This is a genomic window from Brevibacillus brevis, assembly GCF_031583145.1.
Classification (GTDB): Bacteria; Bacillota; Bacilli; order Brevibacillales; family Brevibacillaceae; genus Brevibacillus; species Brevibacillus brevis_E.
This window is the reverse complement of sequence record NZ_CP134050.1, coordinates 2,997,056-3,011,881: the sequence shown is the minus strand read 5'-3', so window position 1 is coordinate 3,011,881 and position 14,826 is coordinate 2,997,056. Positions and strand designations below refer to the sequence as shown.

At 54.2% G+C, this 14,826-nt stretch carries 12 protein-coding genes; 2 read left to right on the top strand and 10 right to left on the bottom strand.

All coding sequences use genetic code 11. The features are described from left to right. Window positions 1-75: 75 nt before the first annotated feature. The 10 genes from RGB73_RS14945 to pdhA all read right to left on the bottom strand — a co-directional run bounded on the left by RGB73_RS14945 (window position 76) and on the right by pdhA (window position 12,418). Window positions 76-1,503, bottom strand: a complete 1,428-nt coding sequence (locus RGB73_RS14945) for an aldehyde dehydrogenase family protein (protein ID WP_310773904.1) — start codon at window positions 1,501-1,503, stop codon at window positions 76-78. A 204-nt stretch (window positions 1,504-1,707) separates the two neighbouring features. Next, window positions 1,708-2,967 carry an ATP-binding protein gene (locus tag RGB73_RS14940; protein WP_310773901.1) on the bottom strand — a complete coding sequence of 420 codons (1,260 nt, stop codon included), beginning with the start codon at window positions 2,965-2,967 and terminating at the stop codon, window positions 1,708-1,710. A 158-nt stretch (window positions 2,968-3,125) separates the two neighbouring features. Then, window positions 3,126-4,307, bottom strand: coding sequence for a MalY/PatB family protein (locus RGB73_RS14935; protein ID WP_310773898.1), 1,182 nt, complete (start codon window positions 4,305-4,307; stop codon window positions 3,126-3,128). Window positions 4,308-4,364: 57 nt separating this feature from the next. Beyond that, window positions 4,365-4,946 (bottom strand): GNAT family N-acetyltransferase, encoded by a 582-nt coding sequence (locus RGB73_RS14930; RefSeq protein ID WP_310773896.1) that lies wholly within the window; start codon window positions 4,944-4,946, stop codon window positions 4,365-4,367. Window positions 4,947-5,239: 293 nt separating this feature from the next. Continuing rightward, window positions 5,240-6,010 carry an HpcH/HpaI aldolase family protein gene (locus RGB73_RS14925; protein ID WP_310773892.1) on the bottom strand — a complete coding sequence of 257 codons (771 nt, stop codon included), beginning with the start codon at window positions 6,008-6,010 and terminating at the stop codon, window positions 5,240-5,242. Between the two features lie 80 nt (window positions 6,011-6,090). Continuing rightward, entirely contained in the window at window positions 6,091-7,431 is a 1,341-nt protein-coding gene (locus tag RGB73_RS14920) for an aminotransferase-like domain-containing protein (protein ID WP_310773887.1), read from the bottom strand. 211 nt (window positions 7,432-7,642) lie between these two features. Then, window positions 7,643-9,070, bottom strand: a complete 1,428-nt coding sequence (gene lpdA, locus RGB73_RS14915) for a dihydrolipoyl dehydrogenase (RefSeq protein WP_310773883.1) — start codon at window positions 9,068-9,070, stop codon at window positions 7,643-7,645. Further along, the gene (locus RGB73_RS14910; protein WP_310773881.1) at window positions 9,071-10,354 is read right to left on the bottom strand and encodes a dihydrolipoamide acetyltransferase family protein; all 1,284 of its coding nucleotides are present in this window, start codon (window positions 10,352-10,354) and stop codon (window positions 9,071-9,073) included. A gap of 16 nt (window positions 10,355-10,370) precedes the next feature. Continuing rightward, complete coding sequence (locus RGB73_RS14905) at window positions 10,371-11,354, bottom strand: alpha-ketoacid dehydrogenase subunit beta (protein WP_310773878.1); 984 nt, start codon at window positions 11,352-11,354, stop codon at window positions 10,371-10,373. Further along, window positions 11,351-12,418, bottom strand: coding sequence for a pyruvate dehydrogenase (acetyl-transferring) E1 component subunit alpha (pdhA, locus tag RGB73_RS14900; protein ID WP_310773875.1), 1,068 nt, complete (start codon window positions 12,416-12,418; stop codon window positions 11,351-11,353). The genes RGB73_RS14905 and pdhA overlap by 4 nt, the downstream gene beginning before the upstream one ends. 181 nt (window positions 12,419-12,599) lie before the next feature. Here pdhA and RGB73_RS14895 point away from each other — a divergent pair, with 181 nt between their 5' ends. Together RGB73_RS14895 and RGB73_RS14890 are read left to right on the top strand one after the other, a co-directional pair. Continuing rightward, window positions 12,600-14,009, top strand: a complete 1,410-nt coding sequence (locus tag RGB73_RS14895) for a sigma-54 interaction domain-containing protein (protein ID WP_310773872.1) — start codon at window positions 12,600-12,602, stop codon at window positions 14,007-14,009. Between the two features lie 93 nt (window positions 14,010-14,102). Continuing rightward, the gene (locus RGB73_RS14890) at window positions 14,103-14,792 is read left to right on the top strand and encodes a helix-turn-helix transcriptional regulator (RefSeq protein ID WP_310773870.1); all 690 of its coding nucleotides are present in this window, start codon (window positions 14,103-14,105) and stop codon (window positions 14,790-14,792) included. Window positions 14,793-14,826: the final 34 nt, after the last annotated feature.

Here is a 14,826-nt window from a genome sequence, read left to right as displayed (position 1 = left end):
CCGACGATGACGAGTTCCGCCCCTGTCATGAAGCGGGATTCATCCGATGCCTCGCCCTGGAGCTTTTTCCATTCTTTATCGGTTCTTCTTCTTGTTCACCATGATGGTCTTGGAATTGGTGTATTCGGCGAGGCCGTCCAGCGAATGTTCGATGCCAAGACCGGATTCCTTATGCCCGCCAAACGGATAATGAGGGGAAATGACGCCGACTTCGTTGATCCATACCGTTCCGGTTTCCAGCCGGTCCGCGATGGCGGTGGCCAGCTCGAGATCTTCGCCCCACACCGATCCGCCGAGTCCGTAGTTGGTGTTGTTGACACGCGCGATGACATCCTCGTAATCCCGGTACTTCAATACGGGAAGGACTGGACCAAAGGCCTCCTCCACTACGACGCGGGAATCCTCCGGCGGGTTGTCGACGATTGTGACCGGAATGAAATAGCCCGGTTTGTCTTCAATATGCCCGCCTGTCACGATACGGGCACCGATTTTCTTTGTATCTTCTATCAATCCGATTACTTTTTCATACTGCATCTTGTTTTGCACAGGACCCATGTCTGTCGTCGGATCCATGCCATCGCCCACCTTGACTTGTTCGGCATAAGCCACAAGCTCGGCCAGCACCTCGTCGTAGATGTCTTCGTGCACATACATGCGCTTGGTCGCGACGCAGATTTGCGCGCTGTTGCGGAATGCGGCCCAGAAAAGCGATTTGGCGACTTTCTTGGGATCAGCGTCTGGAAGGACGATCGCCGCGTCGTTTCCACCGAGCTCCAAGGTGACCCGCTTCAAATTGCGTGCTGCGCTTTGCATGACTTTCTTGCCGGTTGCAGACGATCCGGTAAAGCTGATTTTATTCACATCGGGATGCTCCGTAAGCCATCTTCCCAAGTCGTCTCCACCTGAAACGACGTTGAGAACGCCTGGCGGCAGCAGCTCGCTCGCGATTTCTCCGATTTTGAGTGCGGTGAGCGGCGTATAGGGAGATGGCTTTACGACAATGGTGTTTCCTGTCAACAGGGCAGGGGCAATTTTCCAAATGGACAGAGCGAACGGAAAATTCCAGGGAACGATGGCGCCGACGACACCCAGAGGCGTGTGATATCGTTCCACACGGTGATTTTCTGTCTCCTCGAGGACTTCCCGCTTCAATCGCTGCTTGGCTACTTCTCTGAGCCAATAGCAGGCTCCGTCGATTTCACTGATCGCTGCTGCTCTCGGTCTCCCCATTTCCAGCGTCAACAGCGTTCCCAGCTCTTCCCTGTTTACAGAAATGGCGTCCGCCAGTTTGGACAAGAACTCGCTGCGTTCCTCGATCCGTTTCGCCGCCCACTCCGGAAAAGCCTCTTTCGCAGCTTTAACGGCCGCATTCAAATCGTTCTCGTTTGCGTTCGGCACATACGTGATGACTTCTTCCGTAGCCGGATTGACGACGGGCAGAACGTCTTTGGTTCCGACCGCTTGACCGTTGATCGTCATTTTAAACTCGGAGATACTCTTCATTCCCTTTCCCCCTGTCGATTCATTGTCCAAACAAGAGAGACTGCCGCTGCTTTTGGCTGGTCATGGCTAGCAAACGGTTGCGCACGCTACTTCCATTTTTATGAGAACGGCATCTGACGTATGTGCGTCGCCCGCTTTCACACGACTTCGACCTGCTTCGTCCCGTTTCCTTTCTCGATGTTTGTCGAATGTTGCTTAGTTTCATTACTCTGCAAGAGGAAAGGTCAATCGATACTCTGTACCGATTCCCAGTTCGCTGTCTATTTCAATTTTTCCGTTCATTTTTCGAAGAATCCCGAATGAGACCATGGTCCCGAGGCCCGTCCCCCTATCCTTCGTCGAGTAGTAAGGAGTTCCCAGCCTCTTGATTTGCTCTGCGGACATCCCGATGCCAGTATCTCGGATCACGATCTGGATCTGGCCGTTCGAGCTGCTGGCCCTGATTTCCAACAAACCGCCATGCTGCAAGGCTTCTATGGCGTTTTTGCCAATATTGATCAAAGCTTGTCTGAATTTGTATCGGTCTCCGACAATTGCGAGGGAATCGTCAGGCAGAAAATCTTGCCTGATTTCAATGTTATTGAAATTTCCGTATGTAAGAAGCACATTGGAAAGATAAGTAATCTCGGCATTGATTTCAATCTTTTCTATCATTTCCGGATCGGGTTTTGCCAAGGAGAGATAATCGGTAATGATGGCTTGAGCGCGGTCCAGTTCCTCCAAACAAATTTTTTGATAAAACTGTTTCTTGGCGCTATCGATGTCATCCGAGCCGAACAGTTGAAGAAAGCCTCTCACCGTCGTCAACGGATTCCGAATCTCGTGAGCCACCGATGCCGCCATCTCGCTCACGATTTTTGCCTTTTCGTTTTTGACCATCTCTTCCTGCATGTGATAGTGCGAATGAAGAAATTCCACGAGGTAGACACACAGCCCGACGATCAGGGCTTGGAGCAGGTAGGTTTGGAGAGTAACGAGCAGATTGTCCAGCAGAAGGCCCTGCTGATGGGTCAGCCACAGATACAGCAAAAACGCGATGACCTTAATCACGAAGTTCAGTCCGACAGCCACCCCGATTTTTTGTGACAGCTTCATGCCAAAGTACCTTCTTTGCCAGAACCACACAAAGGCAAAGCTGGGCAGGATCGACAAAGCGTAGAGAAGATTTTCCGGGTTCCCCATCAAGAAGCGATACAGAATCAGTGATCCGTACAGGAAAAGGGAAACGGCTGGACCTCCGTACAGCGAGCCGACTGTCAAGGGAATGGAACGAAAATCATACGTAAATCCATTGACATGTACGGGAAAGGACATCGTCAGGATCAACGTCAACGTAAAGAGGATGCACACCCAAAGCCGATAACTACGTTCGTTTGCCGCAAGCTTGTACATGTACGAATAAAGGAACAGCGGGGAAAAAATAATGAAAATGTTCAATAGGAAATCTTTGAAATAGCTGGCCATTAATGATGGTGCCCCCCTGAATCTGAAACAGTGAGTCTTCGGGCATATTTTACCATTTCGAAAAAAAGTTGCCCATTGTGAATTGGTGGGCAAAAAAAAACACCCGACTGACACCGGAGCGATTTGAAACCGTACCGGGTCGATCAGGTGCCTTTCCTTCAAGAAAACTCTCTCGCGATTCTCTCCAGCGCCTCGCGGATCATCGGTCTGGGAGAAGGGATGCATATCCGCTGATATTGCAGGCCCTCTTCACCAAACATTTTTCCGTCTTCCAAAATGACGTTCGCTTTGTTGTAAATCCGGTCATGGACTTCCTCGGGCGGCAAACCATACCCGCTAAAATCCAGCCACATCAGGTAGGTGCCTTCCGGAATTCTCGTCTTGACCTGCGGCATGTTTTCGCGCAGGAAGTTAACGACATACTCCATTGTACCGTCGATATACTCCTTCAATTGCTCCAGCCAATCCTCGCTCTCCCTGTAAGCCGCTATGAGAGCGGAGATGGTAAAGGGCGACGCCAGCTGGAAGCCCAAGACTTTGGTGAAGGTCTCCCTCAGAGCAGGATTTGGAATGATCACATTGGTGCAATGGAGACCCGCCACATTAAAGGTTTTGTTGATCGCCGTGCACGTAATGATGTGGTCTGCATTCTCCACGGTTTTTGCCATGGGGATGAACGTCTGGTTACATCGAATCAAATCTCCATGGATTTCATCCGCGACGATCACGACTTGATTTGCTGCGCAAATGTCTGCCATTCTTTTCAGCTCTTCTTTAGTGAAGATTCTGCCTGTCGGATTGTGCGGGTTGCACAAGATGAACATCTTTGTGTTTTCCTCTTTGGCTTTTGCTTCAAAATCTTCGAAGTCGATGGTATAGTAGCCGTCTTCGTCACAGAGCAAGGCGTTGTTGCGCACTTGTCTTCCATTGCCTTCGATGACGGCGGTAAACGGCGGATAAACCGGACGCTGAATGATGATCCCGTCTCCCGGTTCCGTGAATGCCTTCACCGCGACGTTCAGTGCGTGGACCGTCCCCGGACTGTACACGATCTCCTCCTGCCGGATTTCCCAGTCATGCCTTTTCTGGAACCAGTATTGAATCGCCTCATAGTACTCCGGCGGAATGATCGAATACCCAAAGATTCTGTGGTCCACCGTTTTATGAAGGGCATCGATCATGGGCTGGGGAACGGGAAGATCCATGTCCGCGGTAAACAGAGGCAACGTCTCTTCGTCGTACCGTTCCGTCAGGCCCGCGCTTTTGATGAACGCGCCGCCGTCCCATTTGAGGGAATACGTGCCTCTGCGGTTGACGATTTCGTCAAAGTCGACTTTCATGCAAACACCTTCCTTTCTTCACTTGCCATCCATGGAAAGGATTCCAAGGTCTGTCCTCTAACCATTCGTCGGGTCAGGACCAAAAGCCTCTTTTCGCCACTTGAAGCTCTTTTGGTGAAAACGGGTGATGGAAGCAAACAGCTCTTGTCCATCGAAAGCAAACTGTCCGGGAATCAGCGGCAAATACATCGCGCGGTACGGCTCGGGAACCCATATATACTGGTGAACGTACGCGGTGCTGCGAAAGCCGTGGCGGCCCCAAAAGCGCGATCTCCTGTCATTCTCCTCGCTTTCATCCGATTCGACTTCGATCAACAAAAACTGGATCCGCCGAAGAGCGATGGCCCACTTCTTGATTTCCTCCAGAAAAGTGCCCCCGATCCCCGTGCCTCGCCGCTTCTCGTCTACCGCAAAGTAATCGATGATCAAGGCGCGGGAATCCTCCGTTTTGCCTGTGATTGCCATTGCGATTGCCTGACCCTGGAGATAACCGACGTGGAGGTAGCATAAGTTTTGGGCAAACATATTGCGGATGATGCCCCTGCTCTTCCGGCCATCCTCGGGAAAAGCCGCATTGTAGATGGCTTCAGCCTGATACCATAGCTCTTCTTCCCACTGCCCGGTCGTGATGACTTTCACTCAGCGCCTTCCTTTCTATGCAAAGTCGAAAACCATGATGGCTGACCTTCCCTCTCCGCGAGAAACTGGAGGTAGTCGTCGTAGTATAAACTCGCAGACTCTCGCAAATACGCGAGTCGTTTACCCGAGCAATCGTTTGCACTCCTTCATGTCCAGCCAACGAAGCACCTAAAAAACCGGGGAGCGGCTTCTCCCCGGCTTTCTCGTTCTCTTTCTCTGAGTTCGGTCCGAGGTTTGCTCCCCAAAAGAAGCAGCCGTTCCCCCCGTCTCCTCACTCCCCCGCAAATGACGGGCTATTTCCACTCGGACTCCGCCTTCACCAATTCGGTAAAAGCAGACATGATGACCGACGTAACGACCACGGCCACCAGAGAAGTACCCGCTTCCAGTTCCTGGCGCACGCCAGCCGCATTCGCTACGATCGTGCCGAGCGGGATGTTTTGCTTGCGAGCGCGTTCGTGCAGCTGCCGGATCGTTTTCTGCACCTCCGGATGGCTCGCTCCCTCTTCTTTGTACCCCATGGAAATCGATAAGTCCGTGGGACCAATGAAAGCCAGATCAATGCCAGGCACGCCAACGATTTCCTCAAAGCGTTCCACTGCTTCAGGCGTCTCGATATGCACAATCACCAGGACGTTTTCATCTGCCGCATCCACATACGGCTTTCCGTGATCAAGCCCGTAGCGCGCAGGTCTTGTGATGAAAGCCGCCCCTCTCTGCCCGGCAGGCGGAAATTTCGCACGGCGGATCACCTGCTCTGCCTCTTCCTTTGAATTGACCATCGGGACCTGGATTCCTTTGGCTCCACGGTCCAATGCTTTCTGGATACCGGACGGATCGTAGGAGACGCGGACGATCGGAACGAGGTTTACGTTTTCCGCCGCCCGAATCATGTGTTCCAGCTCCCTCGGACTGAAAGCTCCGTGCTCATCATCGATAATGATGAATTCAAAGCCGGAATAGCCGATCATTTCAACCAGCTCGGGACAGTAGATTCCGAGAAACGCTCCTACTGTTTTCTCGCCATTTCGCAGTTTTTGTTTCACTGGATTTTCCATCATCATCCAACACCCCCCGTTTACCAGATCATTCTGTCCGTTTCAGTCTTTTTCCTGCCTGCTGAAAAGCGATCTTCACTTCCGTTCTACGAGCCTCCCCTGCGAATCTCCTCCATGATGGCTTCTACCCCGGACGGGATTTGTTCAACCTGTGCCCGGGAGATGCTGATCCGCAAAAACTTTTCCCGTTCCATCCAGCTCGAAAGATAAAACGGCTTTCCAGGCATCACGCTGATCTTTCGGGCCGCAAGCCGCTGAGTCAGCCGCTCCACATTCACCGTTTGCGGCAGCCTCAGCTGTAGGTATACCCACGAGCTGACACCGGACGTGTGGACCCATCCGGCATTCACGTATGGTTGCAAAGCCTCAGCGAGTACGTTCAACCGTGTGGCGTACTTCCTGGAAATCGTCCGCTTATGCCTCTCGTACATGCCATTTTTGATGTACACTTCCAGCGCTGCCTGGGACAACAGCGAGGTGTCGGCATACCGTTTGTGAGCGGAAAAGGCATCCAGCAGCGGTCCCGGCAAAACGGCGGCTCCCAAACGGAGACCTGGGAAGATGATCTTTGAAAAGCTTTTCAAATACACGACGTGGGCGGTTCGGTTGTATGCGTAAATGGGGTCAAACCCCCGTTCTTCCCCCAGGTCGGCCATATAGTCGTCTTCTACGACATATACATCGTACTTGCTGGCCAGGCTGGCGATTGCTTTCCGCTCTTCGACAGTGTAAGAAGTCCCCAGCGGATTATGGTATCGCGACATCGTGTAAAAGAATTTGATCCCGCCCGATTTGAACTTTTCCTCCAACTCTCGCAAATCGATTCCCGACGCGCTGCGGGCGATTCCGGTGACCGGGATTTCTTCCGCCTCCAAAAATCGCAAATACAGATCGTAACTCGGCTGTTCCACCAAAATCGTTCGGTTCCCATTGGGAAACGGCATCTTCGCCAGGATTTCCAATGCCTGCTGAATACCGGACGTCACGACAATCCGCTCGGCATGCGCAAACACCTGATGGTCCGCCAAGTGAGAGACTAGTCTGTGCCTCAGGCTTTCCAGTCCTTTCGGTTCCCCGTAGGTAAACAGATGGTATTTATAGGTATCGATCGCCTTGTTCAGGCAATGCTGGAAATCCAAATAGGGAAACGCATCCACATCCGGCGACGCGGAAGCGAAGTCGATATCTTTTTTGGGTACGGCATGTTCCTGACCTCCCGGCTTTTCCACCACATAATAGCCGCTCTGCGGTATCGAATAGATCGCATGGCGGCTTTCCAATTCGGCATAAGCCCGGATGATCGTGCTGATGCTGCATCCGTACATTTTCGCGGCATCCCGAACGGAGGGCAGCTTTTCCCCTGACCGGTAATGGCCTTCCTGCAGTTTGCGCTCCAGATCGGACTGTATGGACATGAATTTTTTCATGCCGTCGCCCCCTCTCTCCCTACATTATAATAGAGAAAGCCTCAACTGTATCGATACAGTCTTCGAATAACCCGGATGAACTGGAGGAGACCGTAGAAGGGCATGTCCGTGGAACAGACGACTGTCTGAAAGCGTTTTGGCTGACAAAAAACCTCCTTTCCGACCCGCGTGTCGTTCAGGAGGTTGTCATCTTTACGCTTCCTCGCTCGATTCACTTCTTGTTGACGATGTGGATGGCGTGACCCAGAGCAGCTTCTGCCGCCTCGAGCCAGACCTCGCTCAGCGTCGGATGCGGATGGACGGTCAGCGCCAGATCTTCCACGCGCGCTGCCAGCTCAAGGGCGAGCACGCCTTCGCCGATCAGGTTGGAGGCGTCTGCCCCTACTGCGTGCATCCCCAGGAGAAGATGTGTCTGCTCGTCCACGACGACTTCCGCGAAGCCTTCTTTCTCATCGATGGCCAAGGCTTTCCCATTGGCCCGATACGGGAACGTGGCTGCTTTGACACGGTACCCTAGCTGCAGTGCTTCTTCTCGCGTCAAGCCTACTCCGGCGATCTGCGGCTCCGTAAAGATCACGTAGGGTATATAGGGTGAATCCATTCGGCTGGGCATTCCGGCGATCACTTCGGCAGCCACGATTCCTTGTTTGGCGGCGCGGTGAGCAAGTGCAGGACCAGTCGTCACGTCGCCAATCGCGAAGATGTTCGGCTTGTTTGTGCGGCCCGCTTCGTCGACGCAGATGTAGCCTCGCTCGTCCACCTCCACCCCCGCCTGAGTCAGACCGATTTCGCCTGTGTTGGGCAACCGCCCGATCGTGACCAAAGCCTTGTCCGCGGAAATCTGTTCACGCCCCTCTCGTTCGGATACAAGTTCGAGTGAGACCCCCTCCTCCCCGGCAAAGACAGACTCTACCTTTGTCCCGGTTTTTATCTTCATGCCCCGTTTTTTTGCCTGTTTCACTACCTCCTGCACGAGATGTGCTCCCGTCTGCGGCAAGACGCGCTCCGCTGCCTCCACCACCGTCACGCTGCTGCCCAGTTTGGCAAAAGCCATCCCCAGCTCCATTCCGATGTATCCCCCGCCGATAATCGCGAGCGCCGCGGGGACTTTCCGCAAATTCAACGCATCCGTAGAATCCAGGATGTTTTTCCCGTCCGGTTTCAGAAATGCCGGCGCGAATGGACGAGATCCTGTAGCGATGATTGCATGGCGGAATTTGTAGGTCTCAAAATCGCGACCGGTTTCCACCCCGATCCGATCATCTGACAAAAAGGCTCCTGTGCCTTTGACCACCGTGACGCCGTTCGCGTGGCAGAGCTGTTCCACTCCGCTGCTCAGTTGCCCGACAACCGATTCCTTCCACGCCTGCCACCCCGACATGTGAAACGCAGGCGTTCCTTCCGGCAGGTGAATTCCCAGCTTTGCCAAACCCGTCAGCTTCGCGAACTCGCATGCAGCATGAATCAGCGCTTTGGATGGAATGCACCCGCGATTCAGGCAGACGCCGCCAAGCGCTTCCTTTTCTACCAGGACCACGGAGAATCCCAACTGACCGAGCCGTATCGCTGCAGCGTATCCCCCCGGGCCGCCCCCGATGACAACTACGTCTGTTTCCACAGCTACTTCACCGACTACCATCTATACCATCTCCGCAAACAACAGATTCGGATCTTCCAGCAATTCCTTGATTCGATTGGTAAAGCGCACGGCCGTCACTCCGTCGATCAAGCGGTGGTCAAAGGAAAGAGAGAGGTTCATCATCCGGCGTATGACACCTTCATCGTCGCGAACGACCCATCGCTTCTCCATTTTGTGCAGGCTCAATATGGCGACTTCGGGGTGGTTAATGATGGGAGTCGCCTGCAGTCCGCCGATGGCCCCCACGTTGCTGATCGTAAACGTCCCGCCAGTGATCTGATCCAGCGTCAGCTTGCCTTCTCGCGCGGACTGGGCGAGCCGACTGATCTCGTCAGCGATCTGAAAGAGCGATTTGCGGTCCGCATCCTTGATGACCGGGACGATCAACCCGTCCGGCGTATCCGTCGCGATGCCGATATGGTAGAAGCGCTTGAGCAAAATCTCATTGGTTTCGTCGTCGATGGAAGCGTTCATCACCGGGAATTCCTGCAGGGCGATGACCAGAGCCTTGATGAAAAACGGCAAGTAGGTCAGCTTGATATTGCGCTTGCTCGCATACGGCTTCAGTCTCTCCCGCCATTCGTACAGCCCTTCCATTTCCAGTTCGTCGACGGACGTGACATGCGGGATGACCGAAACGGACTTCACCAGGTGTTCCGCAATTTTTTTCCGGATTCCCTTCAAAGGCAGGCGCTCGATCATCTCATGTCCCGGCTTTTCCCGTTGCGAAGAGGCGACCGCTGCCGTCTGTTTCACCCCGGGCGTACCTTGCGGATGTTTAGCCGCTTGCGAAGCAGCTGTTTTGACTGTTTCAGCCTTGGCATTTGTGAAGCGGCGAACGTCCTCCTCCGTCACCCTTCCCGCTTTTCCCGTACCCTGAACCTGCTCGATATCCACATTCAGCTCCCGAGCCAGCTGGCGGACATACGGCGTAGCCAGCGAGCGCCGCACTTCGTGGCGGGAAGGTACGGAAGCCGCCGTTTCCTTCGCTTGATCCGGCGTGGGAGCGGATAAAGCCGGATCCTCTTGCTCCTTTGAGTCCGCTCCCGATCCCGTATCGATGACGAGCAGGGTCGCGCCTACTTCCACCGTCTCTCCCTCGGTTACGAAAATCTGTTGAACGACGCCTGCAGCAGGCGCAGACAGTTCTGCATTGACCTTATCCGTCTGCACTTCCAGCAGCGGCTGGTCCTCCGTGACGCTTTCGCCCGCCTGTACCAGAACCTTCACGATTTCGCCTTCGTGCATCCCTTCCCCCACATCAGGAAGCTTAAACTCCACCATTGCCCTCGCTCCTCCTTTAAAACGTAAGCGTTTCCATAATTCCGTTCATGACGCGGGCAGGGGTCGGCAAGTAATCGTCCTCGATGCTGAATTGAGGAACCGGTACGTCAAAGCCGGTGACGCGCTTCACGGGCGCCTTCAAGTAAATCAGCGCTTCATCGTTGATGATGGAGATGATCTCCGCCCCCATGCCTGCCGTTTTGTGGGCTTCGTGCACGACGAGCGCACGCCCCGTCTTCTTTACCGATTGCACGATGGCATCGCGATCCAACGGGTAGATCGTTCGAAGGTCGATGACCTCGCAGCTCACTCCCTGTTCACGCTCCATTTGCTTCGCAGCGTCTTCTGCCACACGGAGCATCGCCCCCCAGGCGAAAATGGACAAGTCGGTTCCCTGGCGCACGACCTTGGCTTTCCCGATCGGCACGCGGTACAACTCCTCCGGCACTTCTTCCTTGAAAGCCCGGTACAGCTTGGTCGGTTCCAAGAAAATGACCGGATCCGGGTCCTCCATCGCGGATACCAGCAGACCTTTCGCATCGTAAGGGTTGCTCGGGGCGACCACTTTCAACCCGGGTACGTGGGCAAAAAACGTCTCCACGCTCTCCGAATGCAGCTCGGGCCCGCGGATGCCTGCCCCGTAGGGCGTACGAATCACGAGCGGCACATGGTATTGGCCGCGGGTCCGGTATCGCATGCGGGCAGCGTGCGAGACGATCTGCTCGAAGCCTGGATAGATGAAAGCCAAAAACTGGATCTCCACGACCGGGATCAGCCCATTCATCGCCAGGCCAATGGCTGCGCCGATGATTCCCGCTTCCGAAAGCGGCGTATCCACCACCCGATTCGCCCCGTATTTGTTCAGGAGATCTTCCGTCGCCCGAAACACGCCACCGTTCATACCCACATCTTCACCAAGCAGCATGATTCGGGAGTCTTCCGCCATTTTCTGGTCCATCGCCTCTGTAATCGCCTGAACCATCGTCAGTTTGCGTTTCATGCAGGAATATCCTCCTTTTTGGCAGGCTGCACGAGCTCGTTTTTCTGTTCCGATGCCATCCACGTCGGTTCAGCGTAGACGTGCTGGAACATGTCTTCCGGACGGGATTTCGGGTAGCTCTCCGCTTCGGCCAGCGCGGCATCGATTTTGGCTCCCGCTGTTGCTGTCAGCTCGTTTTCCTTCTGCTCGTTCCAGAGCCCGCTTCTTTCCAAATACGTCCGAAGCCGTGCGATTGGATCGCGCTCCCGCCGCCACTGCTCAGCCACTTGTTCCTGATCTCTGTATTTTTTCGGATCGTCAGCAGTCGTATGGGCACCGTAACGGAAGGTGATCGCCTCGATCAGTGTCGGCCCTTTTCCTGCCAACGCACGTTCTTTCGCTTCCTTCATTGTCATCCAAACGGCAAAAATGTCGTTTCCATCGATCCTCACTCCAGGAATGTCATAAGCCGCCCCCCGCTGCGCAATTGTCTTGGAAGCAGACTGCTGCGAAAAAGGTACGCTGATGGCATAGCCATTGTTTTGACAGAAGAAGATCGTGGGGGTTTGAAAGACGCCGGCGAAGTTTAACGCTTCGTGAAAATCGCCTTCCGAAGTCGCTCCATCGCCGAAGTAAGCGAGACTGACCTGTTGCTCGTTCTTGAGCTTGCTCGCCCAGGCCGTCCCGACTGCATGGACGAGCTGTGTCGCGATCGGCACACACGGAGGCATGATGTGCAGATCCTTTGGGCTGAGGCTCCCTTCCATATGTCCCATCCAGTAGAGAAACACGCGAGCCATGGATTGGCCGTGCACGATGGCCGCAGCGTGATCGCGGTAGGTCGGGAACAGCCAATCGCCGGGAGCGAGGGCCATCGCACTTCCTACCTGGGAAGCCTCCTGGCCTTCAAACGGAGCATAGGTGCCCATTCTCCCCTGCCGCTGCAGGTTGATGGACTTGCGGTCAAACATGCGTACAGTCACCATATTCTCATACATTTTTATCATCGTGGCTTCGTCGAGCGATCCATGGATGTCTTGCGCCAGTTCACCCTCCGGGGTCAATACCTGATATAATGGAAGCATTCACACATCCCTCTCTTTCCGAATCGTTCCGAAAATTCAAATCAGCAATTTTCATGCCAAAGGAATCGATGTCGAATTGCGCAGCAATTGTGGTTCTATGATCATTTTTGCATAGGCAATCTTGCGCAAGAATGATCAATTCTGACTATTTTGATTTCAACCGCGGACAAAGGGGGCTCCCATGAACCAAACCCGTTTTTATCAGGCGAGCGACAACGAGGAACTCGTCAAACTGATCACGACCATTTTCCATACCTCCCATGACGGGCTGGCGATATGCGACCGCAACGGGTACGTCCTCTTGTACAATGAGGCGTATCTTCAAATTACCGGCGTACCCGCAGACGTATTGAACCGGTACAGCTTTGTCGAACAGAAAGAAAAGCAGCTGGTACCGGACTCTTCTGCCGCAAAGGCGATCTCAACGAAGCAGACCCACAGCCTCGTCATCGACTACCCCAACGGAAGGAAAGCCATCAATACAGCCACGCCAGTGCTCGATGAGAATCAGGAGCTGCTCTTTGTGGTCGGAAACGTCCGGGATATCACCGAGCTGAACCAGCTGCAGCTGGAGCTCGAGGAGACGCGCCAGGTCAACACCGCCTATCAGCTGGCGCTGGAGCAGATGCAACACGACCTGCACGTCGAAGGACAGCTGGTCTATCGCAGCACAATCATGGTTCGCATCGTCTCTTTGGCGGAACGCTTCGCTCAAAACGACTCCCCCGTCCTGCTGCTGGGGGAATCCGGTGTCGGCAAGGACGTGCTGGCAAGCTATATCCATTCGAAAAGCGGGCGAACCGGGGACTTCGTCAAGATCAACTGCGGAGCCATACCCGATCACCTGCTCGAATCCGAGCTGTTTGGGTACGAGAAAGGGGCGTTTACCGGAGCAAGCCAAGCGAAAGAAGGTCTGTTCGAATTAGCGGACGGCGGCACGATATTCCTCGACGAGGTGGGCGATCTGCCCTTCCCTCTGCAAGTCAAGCTGCTAAATGTCCTGCAGGATGGAAAAATCCGCAGGCTGGGGGCCAAATCGTCGCGCGACGTCAATATGCGCATCATCGCTGCGACCAACAGCGACCTGGAAGCTATGGTTGCCAAAAAGCAATTTCGCCAGGATCTGTATTATCGGCTCAATGTGCTCGCCCTGACGATTCCTCCCCTGCGTGAGCGCCGCGAGGACATATCCGCCTTGGTCTTTACCTTTCTCGGCTCGCTGGAGAAAAAGTACCAACGGGAAATGCGCATGGAGCCGGAGGCACTGGAAGCGCTCATGGAGTATGATTGGCCGGGAAACGCGCGCGAGCTGAAAAATGTCGTGGAACGCGCATATCACATGAGCGAAAACGGACGAATTGCCATTGACCAACTCCCCTCCCCCATTCGAACGACGAAACAGGCGACACTGCCTCTCCACCTCGCCGAAACGGACCAGGCCGTGCCGCTGAAAGACGCTGTGGAAAAATTCGAGCGGGCGTACATCCAGCGCATTTTACAGCAGAGCGGTACGTTGCAGGAGTGTGCCGACAAGCTCGGGGTGAATATCTCGACTTTGGTCAGAAAGAAACGGAGCCTGAAGATACGCTGATGGGAGGGCTCCGCGAACGAACGGAAATATCGTACCGGCCGAATTCAGATCTTGCTGGAAAGAAGAGGACAAGCGAGAACGAGGTGATTTCTGATGATCTCCCAGGCAGAGATGCAGATCCATGTACGCAGGCTGGAAGGACTCTCCTCCCACGAACTGAAATTGGAATCGATCGTGAAGTCGTTCATCGACATTTTTCCCGTTTCCAACGCGCTTCTGTTCCGATACTCCCCTTTCGATTTCATCGCAGAAGGGATTATCTCGATGGACGTCACAGGGATCGACCACATACGCGGCATCCGGGACGACGTTCGCTCCATTCCTGGCATTTACCAGGCCATCCGCGAGAGAAAAGCCCGCTATATTTCCAAGCATACCTACTTGCAGGAGATGAATCGCAGATACGCAACGCCGCAGAACTCCCTCCTGGTCGCCCCGATCTTCTTCGGTTCGACGGTCGTCGGCTATATCGTCAGCACTCGGTTTGTTGAGAATCGCCCCGTTACCGAGGACCTGCTGGCTTCCTGTACGCTGTTTGGAAAAATGGTAGGCCGGGTCATGGAAACGAGCGGTCCTCCCGAAAGAAGCATTCAATTGAGCAGGCGGGAGCTGGAGGTCATGCAACGCGTCGCAAACGGAGCCAGCCTGAAGGAAATGGCGCAGGCCATGGAAATCAGCGAGCTGACTGTAAAGCAATACGTCAAAACCGCGATCCAAAAGCTCGGGGCCCACAATCGCGCGCAAGCGGTAGCGGAACTGTTTCGCAAAGGGATCCTTTCCTAAATTCTTGAATGCGCTTTCAGGAGGCCGAACAGAA